Origin of the sequence: Sphingobacterium humi (genome assembly GCF_009768885.1) — a bacterium.
GTDB classification, from domain to species: domain Bacteria; phylum Bacteroidota; class Bacteroidia; order Sphingobacteriales; family Sphingobacteriaceae; genus Sphingobacterium; species Sphingobacterium humi.
This window is the reverse complement of record NZ_WSQA01000007.1, coordinates 38,479-60,677: the sequence shown is the minus strand read 5'-3', so window position 1 is coordinate 60,677 and position 22,199 is coordinate 38,479. Positions and strand designations below refer to the sequence as shown.

Here is a 22,199-nt window from a genome sequence, read left to right as displayed (position 1 = left end):
TCATTGTCGAGGTGTGTCCAGCACCTTGACAATATTTTTTGATAAGCCATAGTTCTAATTTATCTTTTACGTACTATGAGCCTCCTTTCTTTTATATTAACTTCAATATCATTTGTTAATTCTAATATATCAATAACCTGAGCTATTGAATTTTCCTTACTAATACGAATGGTAAATCGAATGTCTTCCCATCCAGTTCCTTTCATTTCTAACTCCATATCATACCATGAAGCTATATCTTGTAGAATGTGAGAGATTGGTTCATCCTGAAAAAGAAACAAATTGTTTGTAAAGGCTAATATCTGTTCCTCATCGAAAGGATCAACTTGCAATTTTTTACTTTCCAATACACCTTTTTCACCGGGTTTTAACAGGATTTTCTCGTCTTTTGCCTTCATTTCTAAACTTCCTTCAACCAAAGCGATAAATGGTTTATTGGTTTTCGAATTGGTATTAAAGACAAAGGAAGTGCCTTTTACCTCAGCAATAATATCTTTAGCGGAAACCGTGAATGGTTGATGTGATCTTTTTGCAACTACAAAATATAGTTCACCTGCTGCTTTAACTTCTCTTTTATCTGCTTCAAAATGGCTTGGGAAAGTAATTTCACTATTTGAATTGAGTGTTACCTGACTTCCATCTTCTAAATTGATTGTATAAGCTTGATTATTTCCTGTAGCTATTTTTATAATTAATTTATTTAAAGAGGTGCTCCCTGGCTGATAATTAAAATGTTGCTTATCTATTTTTTTTATACTGAAATAGTCACTACTATACGTTTGACCAACTTCCATTTCAGCTATATTAATTGAATCATTAAAATTCGTACTCAAACCAACGATAGGATTCGAAGAATTTGAGTGTATTATGTTATTTACAAACTGTTGCGCCTCGTGCTTAAAAATATGCAATCCTATAAATAGGAAAATTATTACGGTAGCAGCAATCTTAATAAAGGCCTTATTGTTAAAGATTCGTTTAATAAGATGTGGTTGTAAACTGTTTTCAGCGTTTAAATGTTCTTCTATCTTATGAATCAATCTTTGCTGAATGTCATCTGGATCACCATATTTGTTTGGCCAATCCGTCCGGTTAAATTCTTCAGCAAGTTTATTATCAATATCATTAGACTCTTGCTGGTTGGATTTTCCAGAGAGCATTTTTATGATTGCATTGATAAATGATGATTGCATAATTTATATTGGTTTAATGGTATAGAGTATGATAATACAGGTATCCCCCAAAGGAGATTGAAAAAATTATAAAAAAAAGATATACCGAGCTAAGCCGGTTCTGATTTTTTTGAGGGCTATGGTTAGTTGGTTTTCTACAGATTTGCGGGAGATCTGTAGCAATTCTGCAATTTCCTTTTGGGAAAGGTTTTCTTCACGTTTCAAGCGATAGACCTCACGACAACGGCCTGGCAGTTGGTTCACTAAGGTCTCTAGTGCTTGTAACATTTCCTGTTGCTGTAATACTTGACTGGGGTCGTAGGGATCGACCAAGTATTGCTCGCAAGATTCTATGGCGACATGAGGTATCTTTCTTTTTTGAATTTCACGAAATAACTGATACCGACCGCAGGCAAATAGATATACTTTAACAGAATGCTTGATTTGGATGGTTTTACGTTTATTCCAAATATTGATAAACACCTCCTGAACAATATCCTCACTGGAAGAAGGGTCGTGCAGGGCAGCATCGATCATCAAGAATAAGGGACGCCAATACCTTTCCATCAGCTGCTTGAGGGCATCCTGTCGGTCTTGTTGGATCGATTCGAAAAGTTCCTGATCAGAAGCTTCCATGTAGATTAGGATATTGGTATTACGTAATGTTAGGTTTGCTATGCTGTATAGCAACATAAATATAAGAAATTTGGGGAAAATTCCTAGTTAGTAAAAAAAATAAAGATTTGTTAAAAGATTGTGAATTTAATTTTTTATCGAAGCCTTTAAGGTAGTAGTGATGTTGGTTTGCATGGTTTTGTAAGTGTATTTAATTAAATAATTAAATCTTCGAAAACACGTAAAACATTTCAGAAGCAATCCTTCTGCTGGTTTCCAGATAAACTTCAGCACAATCAGGTTGATGATCGGCGCGCTTTGGATCTTCATAAGGTAGCAGAATGCGCTGGCTAGCACCGGGAATAAACGGACAGCCTTGATCGGCTTGCGTACAGGTTAAGATGGCTGCAAAATTAGAACTAGGATTGCTTTTATCATCGTAAAGCTTTGAAAAGGCAGGGATAGGAGCGGAGTCGCTGCTATAATAAACCAGATAATGCGGGTTTTCAGCATCTGTGTTGCCTTGGATTTCAAATCCATCCGATTCCAAGCAGACTTTAATATTGGGATGCATGGCAGTCACCTCAGTACCTCCGGAATAGCAGCTAACGGTAGGGATAGCATAATGCCAGGCAGCCACTTGCGCCCATAGTTGGGCCAGGTGACTGCGTCTAGAATTATGCGTGCAAATAAAATGCAACTGGATCGAAGCATGCAAGTCCTTTTGTGCTATAATATAATCAATTAAGGGTTGTAAGGCAGTTTTCCTTTCTTCATCGATTGGAAGTTGCTGGATAGTTTGAATGCTTTGAAGGTTGATCATTGTGCATGTATTTTAATTCCTTTTTAAAGTGCAAAAGGAGAAATTCTGAATGGATTTCGAAGGTGTTTCGTGGTCTTTGTTTTCACAATATAAGGTTTCGAAGTCGGGCTTAAAAAGGTGCGCTAAGTCTTCCTTTGCATATTGTTTTATTTCAATGCCACTACATTTCTTAGGGCCATTTTCAGAGAAGGTGCCTATAATCAAATAGGAATCTTTTTGGGTTCCTGCCAGGAGTGCTTGTTTGTATTGGGCTATGTCTGTAGCTTCGGTTAAGAAATGGAAAGCCGCACGATCGTGCCAAAGGGAATACTTCGTACTTGGTTTAAAGTCGGTGATATCTGAAACAATCCATTGCACGTTCGCTGCTTTGTCGCCAAGTCTATTTTTCGCCCTAGCGATGGCTTCGGCAGAAACATCTAATACACTTAGGTTGCTGTAACCTAAGGCTAATAAATGATCGACGAGGAGGCTGTCTCCGCCTCCAATATCGATAATAGCTGCCGTTTTAGGAAGATTAAGCTGTTCTATGTACGTTAGGGAAGTTGTGGGCTTTGCTTGATACCAACTTACATCTTCCAAGGCTTTCGTTTGGTAAATTCCTTCCCAATGGTCTTTTCTATTCAAATTATCCATCCTTTTTACGATTAACAACAGCCTGAGCCTGGCGCACAAGTGTTTTGTTGAACAGGCAAAGGGGCTAGATTACGTTTTATTTTCTCCGGGGGAATTCCACAGGCATCTGTTGCTAAACAAGCCGTTTGTTTATTTTCTAAGAGGAAAACACTACCCTTGAATGCTAAACTATATTTCCCGATGGTTTCCGCTTGGTATTCTACTTCCACTTCGGCGTCTTCCATTTGCAATTGTTCTTCGGAAAGTTGAATAATCTTTAACAGTTTGCTGGCACTCAGTCTATGGTCTTCATCGCCGGCATACCAGAGTTGAAAGTTAACGGCTTTTTCATTGCGAATAGTGCCTCCACAATCGATAAAATGCTTATTAATCATACCGACTTCGGTTACATGGAAATGGGCTGGAACAGCTTCTCCATTGGCTAATTGGAAGTTTACTTCCGATAGGTTTTTCAATACTTCTTTTACTTCTGAGAGTTTCATACTGTATTTTGTTTTTGTAACATCGTAATATTACGATGTATAAGGTTAAAAAAAATATTAACAACAGGAGATCTTCCGCAAAGGCTCTTCGAAGAAAAGCTGGCAATGTTCCTGAATTTCCTTCCATACATTCTGATTGATGCAATAGCAAATACTTTTGCCTTCAATCGTTCCTTGAATGATGTCAACTTGCTTCAATTCCTTTAAATGCTGGGATATAGTTGCTTGTGCAAGGCCTAACTCATCCACCAAGTCATTGCAAATACATCCTTCTTCTTTGATGATATGTTGGAGGATGGCAATGCGCGCCGGATGACCCAATACCTTAAATAAGTTGGCTAAGCGGTTTTGTTCTTCGGTGAATATTTCAGTCTTGGAGATGCCCATTGTTGTTTTATATATCGCAATATTACGATGATAACTTTTCTCTCGCAAGAAAAAATTAAAAAAATTACGGATATAGTAGGTATTTCTTTCTCATTTGCTTGTAAGCTTTGAGGCCTGGTTCCCAGGTTTTTCTGATTTCAACCTCGCTCATTCCCGCTTCAATTTGCTTCTTAAATGCATAATCACCGGCTAGGAAATTGATGTTGCCGATCTGTCTGTGGATGCTTTGATCAAAGAATTTAGCCTTGTTAGGATAGTTTTTGTAGAGTTCTATCATCCATTGCAGATTGATTTTCTTGTTCTTTACCAAGGCTTCTAGATTGATGTGTCGAAGATCAATTCCATAACAAAGCTGATCTTGGTAGAGCGGATCTTCTGCCTTTCCGGGAATCGACCGCGGTGTAAAGCTGAAATCGTATTTCCCTTTCAGCATAGGTCCACCAATTCGGGTAAAGGGATAATCTGTGCCTCGGCCATGGTTTAAGCTAACCCCTTCAAACAGGCAGGTGGAGGGATAGAGCAAGATACTTTCAGGGGTATTTAAATTCGGGGAAGGGGGCACCGGTAGCCTATAAAGCATGCTATGCTTGTAGTTTTTGTTCTTTACCAAAAGCAATTCGCATGTTAAATTATCGGCCAGCCAGCGTTCTCCGTTGACCATTTGGGCAAATTCCGCAACGGTTAGGCCATGGCTTATCGGAATGGGGAATTGACCGATACCCGACTTTAACTTCATATCTAGAATGGGGCCGTCAATAAAATATGCATTGGGATTAGGCCGATCTAGAATCATTAATTTCTTGCCAAATCGCGCACAAGATTCCATCACGTCGCGTAAGGTATTGATATTGGTATAGAAGCGGCATCCTACATCTTGGATATCATAAATCAGGATGTCCACATTCGCTAGATCTTCCTTGCTCGGTTTTCTTTTCTTACCATATAAGGAGATAATTGCTACGCCGGTTTTTAGGTCTTTCTCATCTGCTACCTCGGTTCCATTGCTTGCATTTCCACGAAAACCATGCTCGGGGCCAAAAACTTTAACGACGTTTATTCCGCTAGCCAGCAGGCTATCCAATAAGTGGCTATTTCCGATGATACTGGTTTGGTTTGCCACTAAAGCCACTCGTTTTCCTTGTAGGGTAGGAAAGTAAAGTTCGGTCTGGTCTGCGCCTGTTTTTATGATGTTATTTGCGTATTTTAGTTGGGCAAAGCTACCTGACAAACAGGTGAATAGCATACAAAGGAGGAGTAGGCCTTTTCTCATGGTTTCTAATTTTTAGCTTGCTAAAAATAGCGATTTTATCCTGTATTTCGATTTGAAAGACCTTCAATTTTTTGCACAAAATAAAGCCCGAATGTTGGCATCCGGGCTTTGTTTTTATTCACATTTTTACTTCATAAATTCCAAAGCTCTTGGAAACTATTAAAGAATCATTTCTTTTAATAAAATTACAGGGATGGTGTTTTTTGCAACCATTTGTAAGTTCTTTTGCTCTTGCGGATTGTAGTAAATGGAGTTCGTAGCAGATACGGTACATACCAAGTTTCCAAAGCGATCTACAATAGGGGCACCGCTAGATCCTGCAGCATAATCAGCTGTAATGTCCGTTTGCGGAAGTCTATTTCTTTTGTTCGAAGGGCTTAAGTAATTTCTAGCCACTTTTCCTGTGGTAAAGTAATTAATCATTGGAGCTGGGTTGCTTAAAACAAAAACTTCTTCACCTACTTTTGCTGTATTTCCTAGCGCCAATGGTTTTAATTTTTTACCCTTGGTATCCACTTTTACGATGGCTAAATCTGCCGCTTGGTTACTCGCAACAATTTCATTTACTAAATACACTTCCCCGTCGTTTCCTTGAACCGACATGGTTAAGTATTTGTTTTTATCTTTTTGTGTAAAGCCCTCAACCACATGGTAGTTCGTAACGATGTGTCCATCTTCGCTGATCACATAACCAGAGGAAGAATTTACGTGCGTTCTGTGGCAATTTCCACAATCGTAAGCAATGGCGAAAGAAACAAAAGACTCTCTCAACAAGTCAGCAATTGCCGTTGGTTTAAGGTCTTTTTTACGGGCTTTTGGCAGGTCAATTTTTACTTTTTTACCCTCTGCTGCTACAAGGTCTGTAGCTGCTTGCTCAGGCTTTAGGTAGACTGCGTTTTTCAATAAGTCGGCAGTTTTGTTTTCGAAATTCATCTGGAATTTCTCTTGGTCAAAGAAGCCTTCCCATTTGTTGCTGTCGAAGGCCTGTGCCTTTACTTCCGCTTGAAATACCAGCGCAGAAAGGCTTAATAATAAAATACTAACCGTTTGTTTTTTCATAAAATTATAATAATTACTAATTAATAGGTTTTTAACAATAATTGATTTTAACAAGTTTCCACCTATAGGCAGTTCAGCTGAAAGCAGGTTACTGTTTTCAGGGGTTAAACTTTACTATGTTTGAAAAAAATTAACTGTTATACAACAATAGGATTAGCCATGCATAATCTTTCAGTGCCAATCGAAGATGTTTTAAGGCACGAGTCAGGTAGTTTTCCACTGTGCGCTTAGAAATCCCCATTTCTATTGCAATTTCATCTATCGACTTTTGTTCAAATCGACTGAGATAAAATGCAAAACTACATTTTTCAGGAAGTGTTTGCAATTCCTTTAGAATTATTTTTTTTAAATCAGTTAAATTTAATGCTTCTTCAGTGCTGTAGACTTCGTATTGGGCTAAAAAAAGTTTGAAATGATTAAAGTATTTTTCTCGCACCTTTTCCGATCGCATATAAGATAAAATTCTATATTTGGCAGCCCCAAAAATATAGTGTTGAAAGCTGCTTTCGATTTTCAAATCCTGCACTCTCGTCCAGATGGAGGTGAATATCTCCTGCACAAATTCTTCACTTATTTCCCGATTCTTGGTATAGCTGTAGCAATAGGTCAAGAGTTTGGGCGCATACTTACGATACAGCTTGTTGAAAGCTGTTTCATCTCCTTCCTGTACTTGGCGGAGAAGGGCGGCGTCGATATCGTAGGTTGTGCTTTGTGGTTCCACTGGAAGAGGTAGACGATGTACAGGGGGTAAAACTAAGGATTTTTTCAGCGAAAAAAAAAATATTGCAAACGGACTGTGTGTTGCCTCCGAGAAGTGCAACCTTATTTATGAACACCTAAATAAAAGACTTTGGAACTTAAGGATTTTGATAAGCTATTAGCGAACTACCAACAGCAGTCTCTTTCGAAGAAGGAGCAGGAACTGGTTGATCAGTGGTTGGAGGAGGTGGGAAGCCAAGACCAGAACCAGGAATGGACGGAAAAGGAGATGCAGGGAATCTATCAGCAAATCCTAGGGCAGTCTGCTCCGAAAAAGCAGTCTATTGCGCTTTGGAAGTGGTTAAGTGCGGCGGCAGCGGTAATTTTATTGGCTGTTGGCAGCTGGTTATTCCTGCAGAAACCAACGCCAATTGTCTTGCAAGAAATTGCAGCTACGAGCATTATGCCCGCGAATGAAGGAGTCGTTTTATCCGTGGATAATGGGGAAGAAATAGCGATGAGCGATGAAAAGTCTGGCATTATTCTCAGTAAAGACGGGGTTCAATACTTGGATGGCACGCGGGTTTTAGCCGATGCTGATGCCGTATCAAGTCCTAAAATGCTGAAGCTGAGTACCGCAAGGGGAAAGATATTCCAAGTAACCTTAAGCGATGGCACGAAGGTATGGTTAAATGCCTCCTCGACAATAAGCTATCCTATGGCCTTTTCTGCTAACGAACGTCGTGTGGAAATCACCGGCGAGGCCTACTTCGAAGTGGCTAAGCAATACCATGTGGATGCGCAAGGCAAGCAGGTTAGAACGCCATTTATTGTGGCTTCCAAGCAGCAAGAAGTAGAAGTATTAGGAACTCATTTTAATATCAAAGCATATGATAATGAGGATGCTACAGCCACAACCTTGCTAGAAGGTTCTGTTGCGGTAGCCGATAAGCATGGTCGTCGGGCTTTATTGAAACCTGGACAACAAGCACATGTAGGCCAGCAGGGGCAATTGTTAAAAGTTAGTCCAACGGATGTATATGCCATCTTAGACTGGAAGAACAACCTGTTTAGCTTTCATGACTGTGATTTAAAAGAAATTATGAAAGAGGTTGAGCGCTGGTATGATATCGATGTGCAAATACAGCAGTGGCCATCCGACCGGTTTTATGGAGAAATTAAACGGGATGTGCCCTTATCAGAATTGTTGAAACTGATACAAATGAGCAGTAACCTGAAATTTAAAGTCGTAAGTGAAGGAAGTGAAAGGAGGTTGTTGATGCAGTAAACTTTACTTCCAACCCGAAACTAACAATGGTCAACGAACAACCTAATTCCTGACCAAAACCAAACAATAGATTATTCTACCTAATGAAAAACAATTATGAATAAAATCCTTCTTATAGATCGATTCAAGCAGCTATATGCTGAATTAGCATCTATAAAATCAGGAGGACAAGGGAAAGGAAAACTTCCTGTTGTCCTGCGCTATTCCTGCGGCTTTCTGTTGTGTTTTATGTTGCAAAGCAACCTGTTTGCTCAGCAAATTACGCTGAAAGTGAAGCAAGGAAATCTGGAGCACGTGCTCAAAGAAATAAGAAAACAAAGTGGCTACAACTATTTCTTAAATGCCAATGTATTGCAGCAGGCCAAGCCTGTAAGCCTGCAGGTAGACAATGCGCCATTGAAAGAGGTATTAGCCAATCTTTTTAAAGGGCAACCTTTAACCTATAAGTTGGAAGGCAATTCCATTATTATTCAGGCCAATGCTGCCGCGGGGAATACGGCGACAAGGGCAAGAAGATCAGGAGAACAAAATTTTTTAGACGGACGCGTCACCAATAGCAGCACAGGTGCCATTATTGTAGGCGCGAGTATCAAAACCCTGCCAAGTGGTACCATGTCTTACACCGATGGAAATGGCGTATTTACCATTCCGGTTACCGATCAGGACCAAAAGATCCAGGTTACCTTTTTAGGGATGCAGATGACTGAAGTTAATATTCAGGGGAAAGCATTTGTGGAAGTGCAAATGAATCCTTCATCCGTAGGCTTGGAAGATGTGGTAGTTACCGGTTTATATGCACAAAATAAATCCACCTTTACGGGGGCATCCCGTTCTTTTACAGGGGAGGAGCTGAAAGCAGTAGCACCTACATCGGTTATTGAAGCCTTAAGTATGCTAACGCCAGGCTTAGTTACCCTAGAGCAAAAAGCAACAGGGTCTAACCCGAATGCCTTGCCCGACATTTTAATTCGTGGGGTCACTTCATTTTCCAATACCGATCAGTCGGTTAATCAGCCTTTAATCGTTCGCGACGGAACTATCGTGACCTTAGCCGATTTATATGATATGGATATCAACGAAATCCAAAGCATTACGGTGTTAAAAGATGCTTCTGCGGCCTCTTTATATGGTGCCAAAGCAGCAAATGGGGTAATCGTAATCGAGCGTAAGCGCATTGCCGAAGGAAAATTAAAGGTAATCTACAACCTTATTTCCAGTATTCAGGCGCCGGATTTCTCCGATTACAAAGTGTTAAATCCGATGCAGAAACTCGAATATGAGAAACTTGCCGGTTTATATTCCAGCCCTATTTTAGAAGATCGTTATGCCTTAGATTCGGTTTACAATAGCCGTTATCAAGATATTCGTCGCGGTGTTTATACCGATTGGTTAGCACAACCATCCCGTATCGGATCTACCCACGACCATTCCTTACGGTTAGCAGGCGGTTCTCAAGGCACAAGATACGAGGTGAATGCCCGCTTTGCCCAAGTAAACGGCGTTATGAAAGGCGATGGCCGCGACCGCTATGGTTTAGGGTTTGCTTTAGAGCATTATGCTAAGCATGGTCTATCGTTCAGCAACCGTACCAACTTCAGCTATGTAGGCGTGGTAAAATCTCCCTATGGCGAGTTCTCTCATTACGTGCAGATGAACCCTTATGATCGCATTCGCGATGATTACGGCAATTTGAAGCAAGTGCTTTCTTGGGACAATATGAACCCTTTATACGAAGCGAACTTAGGATCCTACGATAAGAACCATTCAAAAATATTCAGCAATGATTTTGATGCCCGTTGGGAGCTGAATCAACACTTTAGAGTAACCTCCCATTGGAATCTATCGATGAACGATATGAGGAGAACCTACTTTCAATCGCCATTATCTGGCATGTACCGAAACGAACCGGATCTTTCCAAGCGAGGCTCTTTGGCCATTCAGGAATCGAAAGCATTAAACTATTCCGGTAACCTTGTTTTATCGTATAATAAGGTACATGGCAATAATAATTTATTGAGCACCAATATCGGGGGTACCATCAATCGATTTGATACCAAGTCTTTCGGACACCGCGGAATTGGATTTTACTCCGATGAATTGGACTTCATGAAGTTTGCAGCAGGCTATCCAGCCAATGAGAAGCCTTCCGGCTCGCAAGACTTAAGTGCGGATGTCGCTGGTTTCTTAAATATGAACTATTCCTTAAATAACCGCTATTATGTAGATGCGGTTTACCAAATCTCCGGATCATCTAAATTTGGAGTAAACAACCGTTATGGCCATTTCTGGTCATCGGGTTTGGGTTGGAACCTACATAACGAATCTTTCTTAAAGGATAAAAATATCGACCTGTTAAAACTTAGAGGATCTGTAGGTTTCACCGGAAAGGTAAGCTTCAATTCCTATCAGGCTTTAACTACCTACGAATTCGGCGATAAGCTTATTTATTTGAATGGCATAGGTGCCGTTCCGATTACCATCGGTAATCCGGACCTGAAGTGGGAGCGGACTTTGAACTATAACGTAGGTGCCGATGTGAGCATTTTAAACCGTCGCTTAAACTTAACGGCCGATGTATACTTACGCAAAACCACGGACCTATTGATCGATAAAACCGTAGCACCTTCCACAGGTGTAACTAGTGGAAAAGACAACCTGGGTGAAATGGAAAATAAAGGTATTGAAGTAACCTTAGATGGTTACCTTATCCGTAATTCCAGCTGGTCATGGCAGTTAGGTACTAATTTGGTGCACAATACCAATAAGATTTTAAAAATCAGTAGTGCCTTAGAAAAGCAGAACCAAATCAATAACGATTACGAGTCATTAGCACCGATGCCACAGTTCCAAGAGGGCGAATCGACAACGGCTATTAAGGTTGTACAATCGGGAGGTATCGACCCGGCCACAGGGCAGGAGATTTATATCAAACGGAATGGCGAGCGTACGTTCAGCTATAACCCGGCAGATAAGATTGTGGTTGGCGATTTAATGCCTAAACTATCTGGCAATGTATTTACGACGGTTCGCTACCAGCGTTTGTCTATGGCAGCTTATTTCGGCCTACGGAATGGCGGTTATATTTATAACACCACGCGTGCCAGCAAAGTCGAGGGTGCAAATCCGAAGTTGAATGCTGATGAACGCGTATTTAACGATCGTTGGAAACACCCTGGAGATATTGCTCTTTATAAAGATATTGCCGATCAATCTGCACCGAAACAAACTACCAGATTTGTAGAGAAGGAAAACACCTTCGCCTTGGAGCGTTTAAACTTTGCCTACGATTTCTCACCTCTTTTAGCGAAGAAAATTGGTGCTAGTAAATTAGCCGTGGGCATGAGTATTAATGATTTGTTCCGTTTATCAACGGTAAGAATCGAGCGTGGTACAAGTTATTTGTACAGCCGTGGTGCGGACTTTAATATCAATGTGATCTTCTAATCGAAAAATTATGAAATTGACTATAAAATCGTCTTTACGGAAGTTTCTCTTTATGGGATTGAGTATTGGTTTACTCGGTACCAGCTCCTGTAATAAATTCTTAGACGTTCGACCACAGGGTGAGTTGCCTAGTGATCGATTATTAAAAGATGCAGCCGGATTTGAATCTGCCATCTACGGGGTATATGCCAGCATGAGCACGGAAAACTTGTATGGAAAAACCTTGTCGCATGAAATGATCGAAATCCTGGCCCAGTATTTTGATAGCTTTCAAAATGAATATGTAGAACAGGTGCAAACCTATAATTATAAACATACCCTCTTAGAAACGACATTATATAATGTATGGAAGGATATGTATACCAATATCGCGAATGCCAATAATATTCTGATCAGCTTAGAAAAGTACGAGGGGAAATTGGAGCATTATAAGCTATACCGTGGGGAGGCTTTAGGCATCCGTGCCTTCATGCATTTCGACTTGCTACGCTTGTATACTGAAAACATCAAGGCCAATGCTAATGCTTCAGGAATTCCTTATTCGACGAAGTTTTCCTTAAAGCCTTCGGAATTCAGCAACGCAGCAAAAGTATACGAGCTTATTATCGCCGACTTAAAGGAAGCAGAGCAATTATTAGCTGCAGATGCGCAATACCTAACCACACCGAAGGTAAATCCACCGGTTTCCTTCCTCCGCGATCTTGAAACCCACTTTAACCTTTACGCCGTTCAGGCTTTGCTGGCACGTGTATATTTAACCAAAGGCGATTTATTGAATGCTGCGGTCTATGCCAAGAAGGTAATTAATTCGAAGAAGTTCACCTTAATGGATAAATCTGAACTTGCCTTAGCCAGCACAAATGGTGGTTTGTATGCGAAAGAAACCATCTTTGGCTTGTATAGCACTCGCTATTATACTACGGTTCGCGATCGGTTTTTATTGCAATCCACGTATTTCTCCTATGATTTACGTCCTAACATGGCCGGCATCTATCAACATGAACAAGTGGGACACGACTACCGTTGGGAAGCGTTCTTTAGACTGCCGGTTGCAGGCCAAGGAGCTATCCGTTTTTCCAAATTGCTCGATAAATACTTGGCAGATAACCAGGAGTATTTTCGTCCTGAAGGGATGATTTCTGGAATCAACTTGATCCGCTTACCAGAACTCTATTACATTATGGCCGAAGCCTTATTGACTAGTAATCCGCAAGAAGCGATGCAGTATTTCAATGCCGTTTTAAGTTCGCGCGGATTAACCCCGTTAAATGAACGCAGCCCGGCATTAAGCCTAACCTTAGAGCGCATTACTGCCGACCGGTATAAGGAGCTGATCGGGGAAGGACAGACCTTCTTCAACATGAAACGCTTGCATTTGAATATCCGTAATGTAAACAATGTGGAGGTTCCAGCAAGTAATAAAATCTATGTATGGCCCATTCCTTTCGACGAACAGGAATATAATAACTAGTGCACATGAGAACGAAACATCAATTATGGAAGGTAGGCGCTTTCCTATTCGCTATCGCCTGCAGCTTGCAATCTTGCAAAGAAAATATATTCCAACCGGAGGAGTTTAAAACCGGTATTTATTTCAGAAGTGATTCTACGGACTATTCTTTTGGTATTACACCATTGGCCGTGAATAGCCACGATTTATCCATTCCCGTAAAAATTATGGGCGCACCTAGTGCACAAGATCGCAGCTTTAAAGTGCAAGTCCTTCCTGAAAGCGGAAGTGCCCAGCAAGGGGTACATTTTGAAATTCCGAACAACCTGCTGATTAAAGCGGATTCTGTGAACGGCGTAATGACCATCAAGCTCTTGCGTAAGGATCTTAAAGATGGCTTTTTTAAAGTGCGTTTTGCCCTTCAGGAAACGGATGATTTTGTACCGGTGATCGACGAGCATAAAAAAACCGTAATTACCTTTAATAATAGGGTAGAGCAACCGAATTGGGTAGATTATTGGGGCGATAAATCATGGCCATCCTATAAGCTTGGCAATTGGGATCCAATTAAATACATCAAGTTTATGGAGATTTTTGCCCAGATGAAAGATAAAGCACCTAGCACCTATCAGGCCATCTGCAAAGCCTATGGTGGCGAGTTATTGCCTAATTTCCCAGGCGGTTGGGCTTGGGACTATGACTTCTCCCTAACCAAGTACGTGGTGATTCCATTGTATCAGTATTTTATGGAGCAGCATCCGGAGATGGGCGTTGAGGTTCCGCGTCCTTATGGCTATTAATTGATAAACTGAAAAATGATGAAAACAAACCTATTATCCTGCTTGCTGGTCCTATTTGTGCTCTTGCAAGCTTGTAATAAAGATGATTCAAGTGTGGGGAATCGTGATATTTCCCTGATTGAAGTCAAATTGCCGTTTGCCGATAAAACAATCGTCGATATCGATAAAAATGAAGTGTTTGAGTTGCAGCCTGAGGTAAGTCAACAACGAGAACTGCCTTTGAGTTATGAGTGGGAGGTCGATCAACAAATCGTTTCTACGGAGAAGGCCTTTAAATATGTGGGAACAAACTTGGGCACCTATAAAGTGCGCCTGAAGGTGAGTAATGAGGATGGTGCCAATTTTAAGGAATTTACTATTCGCGTGAACTCGCAATATGAAGAGGGATTAATGATCTTAGGGGAGGCTAGCAATGGCGATGGAACCCTAAGCTTTATTCCAAAGCGTGCCAATCAATTTATCTCCCAAACGCCTTTGGATGCGGTTGATATCAATAGTTTCGCAGTCAATAACCCGGGATTATCCTTAGGGAAAAAACCGACTGATATTGTGCCGCGCTTGGCTCAGCTTTTTGTTTCGAGTGAAGACGGCGGTATTTCTTTATTGAATACCAAAACCCTGGAGCTGGAAAGTACAATTAAAGCACCTGAATATCCAGATTTCAAGCCGGTGGCTATGAACATCCCGAACACGGCAGCGCGTTCATCCTTGGTGTTAACACGCAGTGGCAAAGTTTACAGCCTGGCTACCTTGGAATTTATTATTTCCAATTTCACCGATGCGGATACCATGCGGTTTGATATGAAAACCCAAGTTCTTGGTAATGCGAACTTTACCAACAATTACTTTTGGGATGCCAAGAATTCCAAGATGTGGAACTTCTGGTATTATAACAGTAATTCAGGCAATGAGTTAAAAGGGCAGGAGCTGGTTCATTTTTTCACCTCCAACGGACGCTGTGTGGTTTTAACCAAGAGCAAAACCACGCCGAATGCCTACCGTAAAACGGTGTTTGGAGAATTAATAACCACCTTCGATCGGAAGAAAGTAGATGTATTGGAAGTGCATGAATTCAATTTGGATCAAATGTCGCTCAACAAGCAATCGGTGACTTTATTGGATGATTTTTACTTTAAAGTCATATATGCGAATTCGAAGGAGATCTACCAATGGTTCTATTCCACGAATGATTTTCCGAAGAAGCCATACATCACCATTGATGTTCCCGGAGAAATCACCTGCATGCAAAAAGATCCTGTTAGCAAAGAGCTTTATGTTGGGGTTTACAATAAAGATGCGGCAGGTTTAAAAGGCAGTATCCTGGTTTATAATTTAGATACTGGCGCGAAAAAGGCAAGTTTTGCCGCCATTGCCGATAAACCGGTGAAAATAATGTTTAAAAAGAGAAGTTAAGTGTACATGGTAAAATCAATAAGACTAATGGGCATCTGCTTGATGCTCATTAGTTTATTCAGCATTCCTGCAGCCTTTGCTGCAGCAGCGAAAAAGACAGTAGTTCAAGGTAAAATTAATATGGGTGAAGACTATCAGCTTCAGGTGGCCGCCCTGTTTCCGAACAGTGGTTTGGAAACCGAGGAAATCCGCCTGCAAGCCGATGGTCGCTTTTCCTGGACCAATGGCTTGGAGCGCCCAACCTGGGTTCAGTTTACCTTTGAACCCTTGGCGCGTAATCGCCAATTAGGCGCTAGCTTCCCTTTATACCTGCAACCGGGAGAGCAGGTGCTGCTGAACCTGCATTTTGATAAAGACCGCTACCTCCAAGTATTACCGGGTAAGCTTAAAGGAACCCATAAGAGCATGATCGAATACACTTCATTTTGCAATCAGAAAATGAAGGAGCGTTTTGTAAATAAGCCTGCAGATGCAGATATGGAAGCTTTTTGCCAGGATTACCTGGATGAGGTAACCCGTAATGTAAAGCGGAATAAACTCAAAGATAAAGAGGTGCTGGGCTATTTAAACTTCCTCGGCTTTAACAATTACCTGATGGCCATTCATTCGGAAAACCTCAAGGTATCATTGCCAGAAAATTGCTTTGAAACCCTAGATTCAGAGTATGCACTTTCTAATTATTTGGCAGTGGGTAATCTTAATTATCTCTTTGAGCGCGAATTGCCAAAAAATGTAGGTGGTTTTAAAAGACTGCAATTAAAAAGTGATTTGTTAGATAAGCATATCAAATCTCCGGCTTTACATCAGAAACTCTACTTGGATTACCTGCTTGAATTTATGCAGAAATATAAAATTACCGATAGACAGCAATATGCAGCCGATATCGAAAGTTTGATTTCTTTCACGCAAAAAATGACAGACCAAAAGACGAGAACTGTAATCATCGACGATTTTAAGAGTTTGCAGTACTCAACTATCGGAAGTGCTATGCCTGATGTTAAATTCAAAGATATCGAAGGGAAAGAAGTTTCATTAGCGCAGTTTAAAGGGAAGTATATATATATCGACCTGTGGGCTTCCTGGTGTGTTCCTTGTATTCAGGAAATTCCAGCCCTTCAAGCCTTAGAAAAACAGTATAAGGATAAGAATATCGTGTTTATCAGTTTATCCTTGGATTCCAGTAAAGAAGCATGGCGCAATAAAGTGGCGGAGTTAAATCTCCATGGCCTGCAATGGGAGCTCGGTGATTCCCGCTTCGATAAAATGATGAGTATCACCGGTATTCCGCATTTTATGTTGTATAACCCGGATGGCACATTGCAGTTGTATAAGGCTCCACGCCCTAGCGACCCCCAAATTAAAGCATTGTTTGATAAGTTTTAGTAATATGATTCCAAAGCGGTCTGTTTGAAAAAACAGGCCGTTTTTTTATTAAAAAAGGGAGTTCCCCAATGGAAACTCCCCGGATTATATATGGATAAAGGAGTTCTTATTTTTTGTCCCACCACACGCGACCTTGGATGCTGGACGGTAAACCGAAATCAGGATCCTTGACCATTTCATCTAAAGCATTTTTCTTGTTTTCAAAGTTGTAATCACCAATTCCTGGATAATTAATCGGAAAACGCCTCGGCATTTCTAAAATTCTTTCCTCGTCTTTCCATGGTTCAAAAGATAAGCGAGTTTGTTCGTTCGGCATGCCTGTTCTTTTAATCAGCGCCCAGGCTTCATTAAAGTTTCTAAAATAGTTTAGATATGCCTGTAAAACGATTTGTTCTAGTCCTTTAGCGGGTTGAAAAACGATGTCCGGTTGTTGTAGGAATCCATCGATGTCCAAACTCGTCAATGGGTTATAGGGTTCAATTTGCGCCCGCATGGCCAACTCATTATAAAAGTCTAAGGAAGCTCTCACCCCTTTATCATACCATTCCTTGGGCTGTTCCGACGACCAGCCACGTTGAGCAAGTTCGGCACGAATAAAGCATAAATCAGCATAGGTTAAAATGGGAAATATGCCAGAACCTTTTCCCCCATTATTGTCTGGATGAAATAATCGATCTTGAATGCGGGAAACCGTATCCAGAAAGAGGGTGTTTTTTCCTTTCTTAACGCTTAGGGGGCGTAAGAAGCGCGCTTTTTTCGGGTCCTTATTGGCTGATGGATTGGAATATTGGCCATAGTATCGGCGTTCGTCAAATACGGCATCTTTCGGAATGACCTCCTGCGCTTTTGCCTCTTCGAAATTTTCTATATTCCACATGTTTTCTTTGAAGAAGAGCTGCAATCTTGGGTCTTTGGTCTCCCACATATAGTCTACCACGCCATGTTCGCCCACAAAGGCGCGTCCATTGCCGGAAATATTCCAATTGCCGCCGGCGGTAAATCCTGCGCGCGCTTTGAATACCCAGCTTTCTGCGGGATTTTCAATAAGGCCGGCAGGATGGTTTAACACCTCCTTTACAATGGTCTTTACCCGTTCTGGATCTCTTTTCGATAAGCGCAAGGCTATTAATAAACGCATGGAATTTGCCGCTTTTGCCCATTTTTTTGCATCGCCCTGGAAGTATAAATCGGCCTGTCCGTAGGATACTTGTTCTTCCTTCTGAACCGTGCTTAAAATGGTTGCGGCTTCTTTTAAATCGGCATCAAATAAATGGTACAGTTCATCCTGCGTTTCATATTTCGGGGTTAAAGTTCCTTGATAACGGGCTTGAAATGCTTCTTTGTAAGGCAGGCTGCCATTCACATCCGACACATACCAATATTGGTATACCTTCAGGATGGTCGGAATCGCTCTTTTATATATTAACCGCGCTTGCTGTTCGGCCGGTAACTTATCAATAAGCTCTTGGATATCAACTAATATAGGGCCACTGTCTTCGAAGAATTTTCCATAGCGATGATTGGCGTTCGAGGCATTCTGCGTGACGTCAATGCTGTTGCCGGATCGTTGTAAAAAAACACGAGACCAACGGCTGATATAGCTGTAATTATCGTAAAAGGCTTCAAAATCATTGTCGTGGATGTTGATAATCGCCCGGGTGAGTAATAAATCAGGATCAAGGCTTATGACAGCATCGGGGTCGGTGTTATAGCGACCGAATTTATCTTTGTCGCATGCCGTTAAAAAGCAACATGCGGAAAGGATTAGGAGGGTTTGTTTTACAAATTTCATAGCAATCATAACTAATGCCGTTAAAAGTTGGTGTTTATAGTGAAAGAGAAGTTTCGGATTAATGGCGATCCACCCCCTAAGAAGGCAGAAACGGAACCATTAGACCGATAGTCTTCTGGGTTTAAATTAACAGGTAAACTATTGTATAAATAGCCTATATTTCTGGCGCTGATGGTCATACGTAGGTTATTTAACTTCATTTTAGAAGTTAAATTTTTCGGCAGGTCATAACTGGCGGAAATATCACGTAGCATAACCCAAGAGGATTTGAAGACTGATTTCTCCCGGATGCCATTTCCCCAGCCATAGGTTATATTGTAGTAGTTCACGGCATTTATCGGTTTTAATAAACCAGCATCCATCGCATCCTGATAACTCATCCCTTCTACATTGGTTCCATTAATTTTCACACCCTGGCCAAAAACACCTTCAGGAATCATTCCCCATGCTTCATTGCCTTTGGAATCGCTGTATGATACGCTGCCAGCTTCACCCATACGGCCGTAAAGTGAATTCGCAATCTGACCTGTTTGCATACCGTAATTGTACGTTGGTGAATAAACCAATCCGCCGAATTTAGCATCCAACATAAAACTTAAACTAAAGGACTTGTAATTGAATTTATTGATGATGCTACCTAAGAATTTCGGGAGTGTTGAACCTAGGGTTACTTCCCTTTCGGTGCCATGTGCATAATCTTGTGAGCGTACATAATAAGCAAGAGTACCTGATGCATTCATCACCGGTTGGCCATTGTACTTATGAGCTACCGCATTCCCTTGTTCATCTTTTGCCTGGTAGCGCGCATGTCCATACCGGGCAATTAAGGTACCGTATTCTCCACCGACTACAGCTATGGCTCGGATGCCATCATCTCCATCTAACTCATGGGTGGTTACGCCAGGTGCTAAATCAATAATTTTATTCCAATTTCGGGTGTAGTTGAAGTACATGTCCCAAGAGAAGTTTTGGGTTTTTATTGGGGTTCCAAATACTTTAAGTTCAATACCTTGGTTTCGGATCAAACCGCTATTAATTAATTTCGACGTAACGCCGCTTTCCCGGCTAATCGGCAAATTAATAATTTGGTTTTTGGTGTTTTTTCTATAGAAGGTAAAGTCAAAACCAAAACGGTTTTGCAACATCTTTATTTCGGTTCCGGCTTCCCAGGTGTCACTACGTTCGGGTTTTAAGTCGGCATTTCCGAGTTTCTTAGAGTCAAAACCATAATTCGGTATTTTATCGTAAATGTCACGCGGCAAATAATAGCCAGTCATAGCATTGTATACACTTGTTCCCTTACCGACTTGGTTGTAGGAGAATCGTAGCTTCCCATAATTGATGATATGTTGCGGTAGCTTTAACATATCGGAAAATGTCCAAGCGATATCCATGCCCGGGTAAAAGTAACTGAAATTACCGCGGCCATCCGGATACACCAAACTTGAATCCCAATCGTTACGACCATATAAATTCAAGTTGAGGTTTTGTTTATAGGTCAGGGACGCCTGGAAGAATGCTGATATAGAACGGAATTGATTGGGTTTATCTTCGTCCATAAACTTTTCACTGGCATTTGATAAGCGAAAGACATCCGGAATATTTAGTTTTGGAGCTCGTGCTCGAAGGCCGTTTCTTAAGGAATGGTTCAGTTCCATACCGGCCTGTGTAAATACCTCGAAGTCTTCAAAGGATTGATTATAATTCAGGTTGCTTCGGTAGCGAGTTTGTAATACTCTGGATGTGTAGGTAGCATAATAGCCTCCATGAAATGCCTTTTGATAGCCCCTGTTTTTTACCTCTAAGTGCGTGTTAAAGAGGTTTGCTGAAAAATTGTTTTCTAACTGAAAGTAACGATTGAAATTAATTTTAGCATTGAAAGAACCTCTGAAATTATCTTCACTTTGTTGTTGTTTATTTTCGTAAAGTAAAAATAAAATGGCTGCTTTCCCCGTCGGGTCAGTTGTATTGACACCGCCTTGAATCGGGTCTAAATAGTTATGTCGCCAATGGGCTAGGTCATAGGTGCGGGGCATCCCATAGGAAAGACTATAGAAAAGGTTATTTCCCATATTCCAGCGTTCACCGCCATATTGAGGATTGAAACTTTGTCCGTTTACATAAGTTGCATTGGCGTCTAAAAGCAGTATTTCACCAATACGATGGGTAGCACGGAAATTGAAATTATTTCGGGTTAATTTATTATTGGGTGCCACACCGTGTGAATACATGTTAGAATAGGAAAAGCGAAAGGTAGTTTGTTCGTTTCCGCCTTGTATTCCCAGGTTGGAATTCATATAACGGCCCGTTTGAAAAATGGATAGGGCATTGTTGTTGGCCTGGTATTTAATCATGCGGCCATCAATATCTTTTAAGGTTCTCCCATCGAATGCTGGTCCAAAACTATAGGCATAGTTTTGCGCTGGCATTAATTCATTTCCATCATTATCCTTTTGGAAAATCAAAGTTGGATTAGAACCTGGTCCATATTTATTTTGCATTTCTGTACTGGAGTAGGGCTTGTCGAATCCTTGGCTATGCGTAAAGTTTATGCCTAATCCTTTTTGCGAATAGCCTTTTTTGGTGCTAATTAAGATGACACCATTACTTGCTCTACTACCATATAAAGCGGTTACAGATCCGCCGTTTATCACCGATATAGACTCAATATCATCGATGTTGATGTTTTTAAGAATATTCCCAAAATCTTGGTCGCCTCCACGGTTCGGTAATACCACCTCTTCGTCCATGATAATTCCATCGATTACAACTAAGGGGGTGTTTCCATACTGGTTTAAAGAAGAGGCACCGCGAATTTGAAAGCGTGATGTAGATTGCGGTCCGCCGGTTCCAACATTGACTTGCAGGCCGGGAACAAGTCCTTGCAAGGCCGCAATAGGATTAATAGCATTTGTTTTACGGATATCCTCGCTGCTAATCTGGGTCATGCTATAACCCAATTGTCGGCGTTCGCGCGATTCGCCTAAACCCGTTATTACAACCTCATCGATGCTCGCCGATTCTGTTTGCAAGTTCACTTGCATGGTTTCTTTATCGACGCTGAGCACGAGGCTAGTATAACCGATAATGGAAAAACGTAGCTTATCGCCAATTTTAGCTTCTATACTAAATTGACCTGTAGCATTCGTTTGTGTTTTTTTTATGCTCCCAATGAGCTGTACGGTAACCCCTGTAAGCGGGCCTTGTTCAGAACGAACCGTTCCGGAGATGCTTTTTTGCGCATATACAGTTGAGATACCGCAAAGCAAAAGCAAGAATAGGAGGGATGTGATTTGTTTGTAAAGTAAATTCATCATTAGATTGGCAAAAAAATAAAGGTGTAGTTGTGTGATACAATGATTTAGTCTTGTTTAGTTAGTGTTGTATTAAAGTGGATTTTTGGTTAATTAATTTATTCTTTAGTGTAAATATTAACGCTAAAATACAAATTTGTTTCTAAATTTTGTAAAAAATTTATTACAAAATATT

17 protein-coding genes are annotated in these 22,199 nt (G+C 40.9%); 6 read left to right on the top strand and 11 right to left on the bottom strand.

What is annotated here, in order from left to right; genetic code table 11:
* Positions 1–59: 59 nt before the first annotated feature.
* The 9 genes from GQF63_RS10825 to GQF63_RS10785 form a co-directional block, all read right to left on the bottom strand.
* On the bottom strand, positions 60–1,193 hold the full coding sequence (locus GQF63_RS10825; protein ID WP_160369247.1) for a FecR family protein: 1,134 nt from the start codon (positions 1,191–1,193) through the stop codon (positions 60–62).
* A 66-nt stretch (positions 1,194–1,259) separates the two neighbouring features.
* The gene (locus GQF63_RS10820) at positions 1,260–1,865 is read right to left on the bottom strand and encodes an RNA polymerase sigma factor (protein ID WP_212592541.1); all 606 of its coding nucleotides are present in this window, start codon (positions 1,863–1,865) and stop codon (positions 1,260–1,262) included.
* A 145-nt stretch (positions 1,866–2,010) separates the two neighbouring features.
* On the bottom strand, positions 2,011–2,610 hold the full coding sequence (locus tag GQF63_RS10815) for a low molecular weight phosphatase family protein (protein WP_160369245.1): 600 nt from the start codon (positions 2,608–2,610) through the stop codon (positions 2,011–2,013).
* A 12-nt stretch (positions 2,611–2,622) separates the two neighbouring features.
* Entirely contained in the window at positions 2,623–3,243 is a 621-nt protein-coding gene (locus GQF63_RS10810; RefSeq protein WP_160369244.1) for a class I SAM-dependent methyltransferase, read from the bottom strand.
* A gap of 11 nt (positions 3,244–3,254) precedes the next feature.
* Positions 3,255–3,725: a DUF6428 family protein gene (locus GQF63_RS10805; RefSeq protein ID WP_160369243.1), complete on the bottom strand. Its 471-nt coding sequence runs from the start codon at positions 3,723–3,725 to the stop codon at positions 3,255–3,257.
* A gap of 57 nt (positions 3,726–3,782) precedes the next feature.
* Positions 3,783–4,112, bottom strand: coding sequence for an ArsR/SmtB family transcription factor (locus GQF63_RS10800; RefSeq protein WP_160369242.1), 330 nt, complete (start codon positions 4,110–4,112; stop codon positions 3,783–3,785).
* A gap of 64 nt (positions 4,113–4,176) precedes the next feature.
* A complete protein-coding gene (locus GQF63_RS10795) occupies positions 4,177–5,382 on the bottom strand; it encodes an exo-beta-N-acetylmuramidase NamZ family protein (RefSeq protein WP_160369241.1) in 1,206 nt (401 codons plus the stop codon).
* Between the two features lie 159 nt (positions 5,383–5,541).
* The gene (locus GQF63_RS10790; protein ID WP_160369240.1) at positions 5,542–6,441 is read right to left on the bottom strand and encodes a S1 family peptidase; all 900 of its coding nucleotides are present in this window, start codon (positions 6,439–6,441) and stop codon (positions 5,542–5,544) included.
* A 130-nt stretch (positions 6,442–6,571) separates the two neighbouring features.
* The gene (locus tag GQF63_RS10785; protein WP_160369239.1) at positions 6,572–7,162 is read right to left on the bottom strand and encodes an RNA polymerase sigma-70 factor; all 591 of its coding nucleotides are present in this window, start codon (positions 7,160–7,162) and stop codon (positions 6,572–6,574) included.
* Positions 7,163–7,291: 129 nt separating this feature from the next.
* Here GQF63_RS10785 and GQF63_RS10780 point away from each other — a divergent pair, with 129 nt between their 5' ends.
* The 6 genes from GQF63_RS10780 (at position 7,292) to GQF63_RS10755 (ending at position 16,918) form a co-directional block, all read left to right on the top strand.
* The gene (locus GQF63_RS10780; RefSeq protein ID WP_160369238.1) at positions 7,292–8,428 is read left to right on the top strand and encodes a FecR family protein; all 1,137 of its coding nucleotides are present in this window, start codon (positions 7,292–7,294) and stop codon (positions 8,426–8,428) included.
* Between the two features lie 96 nt (positions 8,429–8,524).
* Entirely contained in the window at positions 8,525–11,872 is a 3,348-nt protein-coding gene (locus tag GQF63_RS10775) for a SusC/RagA family TonB-linked outer membrane protein (protein ID WP_160369237.1), read from the top strand.
* A 10-nt stretch (positions 11,873–11,882) separates the two neighbouring features.
* Positions 11,883–13,343 carry a RagB/SusD family nutrient uptake outer membrane protein gene (locus GQF63_RS10770; RefSeq protein ID WP_160369236.1) on the top strand — a complete coding sequence of 487 codons (1,461 nt, stop codon included), beginning with the start codon at positions 11,883–11,885 and terminating at the stop codon, positions 13,341–13,343.
* Between the two features lie 5 nt (positions 13,344–13,348).
* On the top strand, positions 13,349–14,122 hold the full coding sequence (locus GQF63_RS10765; RefSeq protein ID WP_160369235.1) for a DUF4843 domain-containing protein: 774 nt from the start codon (positions 13,349–13,351) through the stop codon (positions 14,120–14,122).
* 15 nt (positions 14,123–14,137) lie between these two features.
* Entirely contained in the window at positions 14,138–15,535 is a 1,398-nt protein-coding gene (locus tag GQF63_RS10760) for a PKD domain-containing protein (RefSeq protein ID WP_160369234.1), read from the top strand.
* 6 nt (positions 15,536–15,541) lie between these two features.
* Positions 15,542–16,918: a TlpA family protein disulfide reductase gene (locus GQF63_RS10755; protein WP_160369233.1), complete on the top strand. Its 1,377-nt coding sequence runs from the start codon at positions 15,542–15,544 to the stop codon at positions 16,916–16,918.
* A gap of 106 nt (positions 16,919–17,024) precedes the next feature.
* On the opposite strand, the gene GQF63_RS10750 is transcribed toward GQF63_RS10755, so the two are convergent.
* Together GQF63_RS10750 and GQF63_RS10745 are read right to left on the bottom strand one after the other, a co-directional pair.
* Entirely contained in the window at positions 17,025–18,710 is a 1,686-nt protein-coding gene (locus GQF63_RS10750) for a SusD/RagB family nutrient-binding outer membrane lipoprotein (RefSeq protein ID WP_160369232.1), read from the bottom strand.
* Positions 18,711–18,730: 20 nt separating this feature from the next.
* Positions 18,731–22,027, bottom strand: coding sequence for a SusC/RagA family TonB-linked outer membrane protein (locus GQF63_RS10745; RefSeq protein ID WP_160369231.1), 3,297 nt, complete (start codon positions 22,025–22,027; stop codon positions 18,731–18,733).
* Positions 22,028–22,199: the final 172 nt, after the last annotated feature.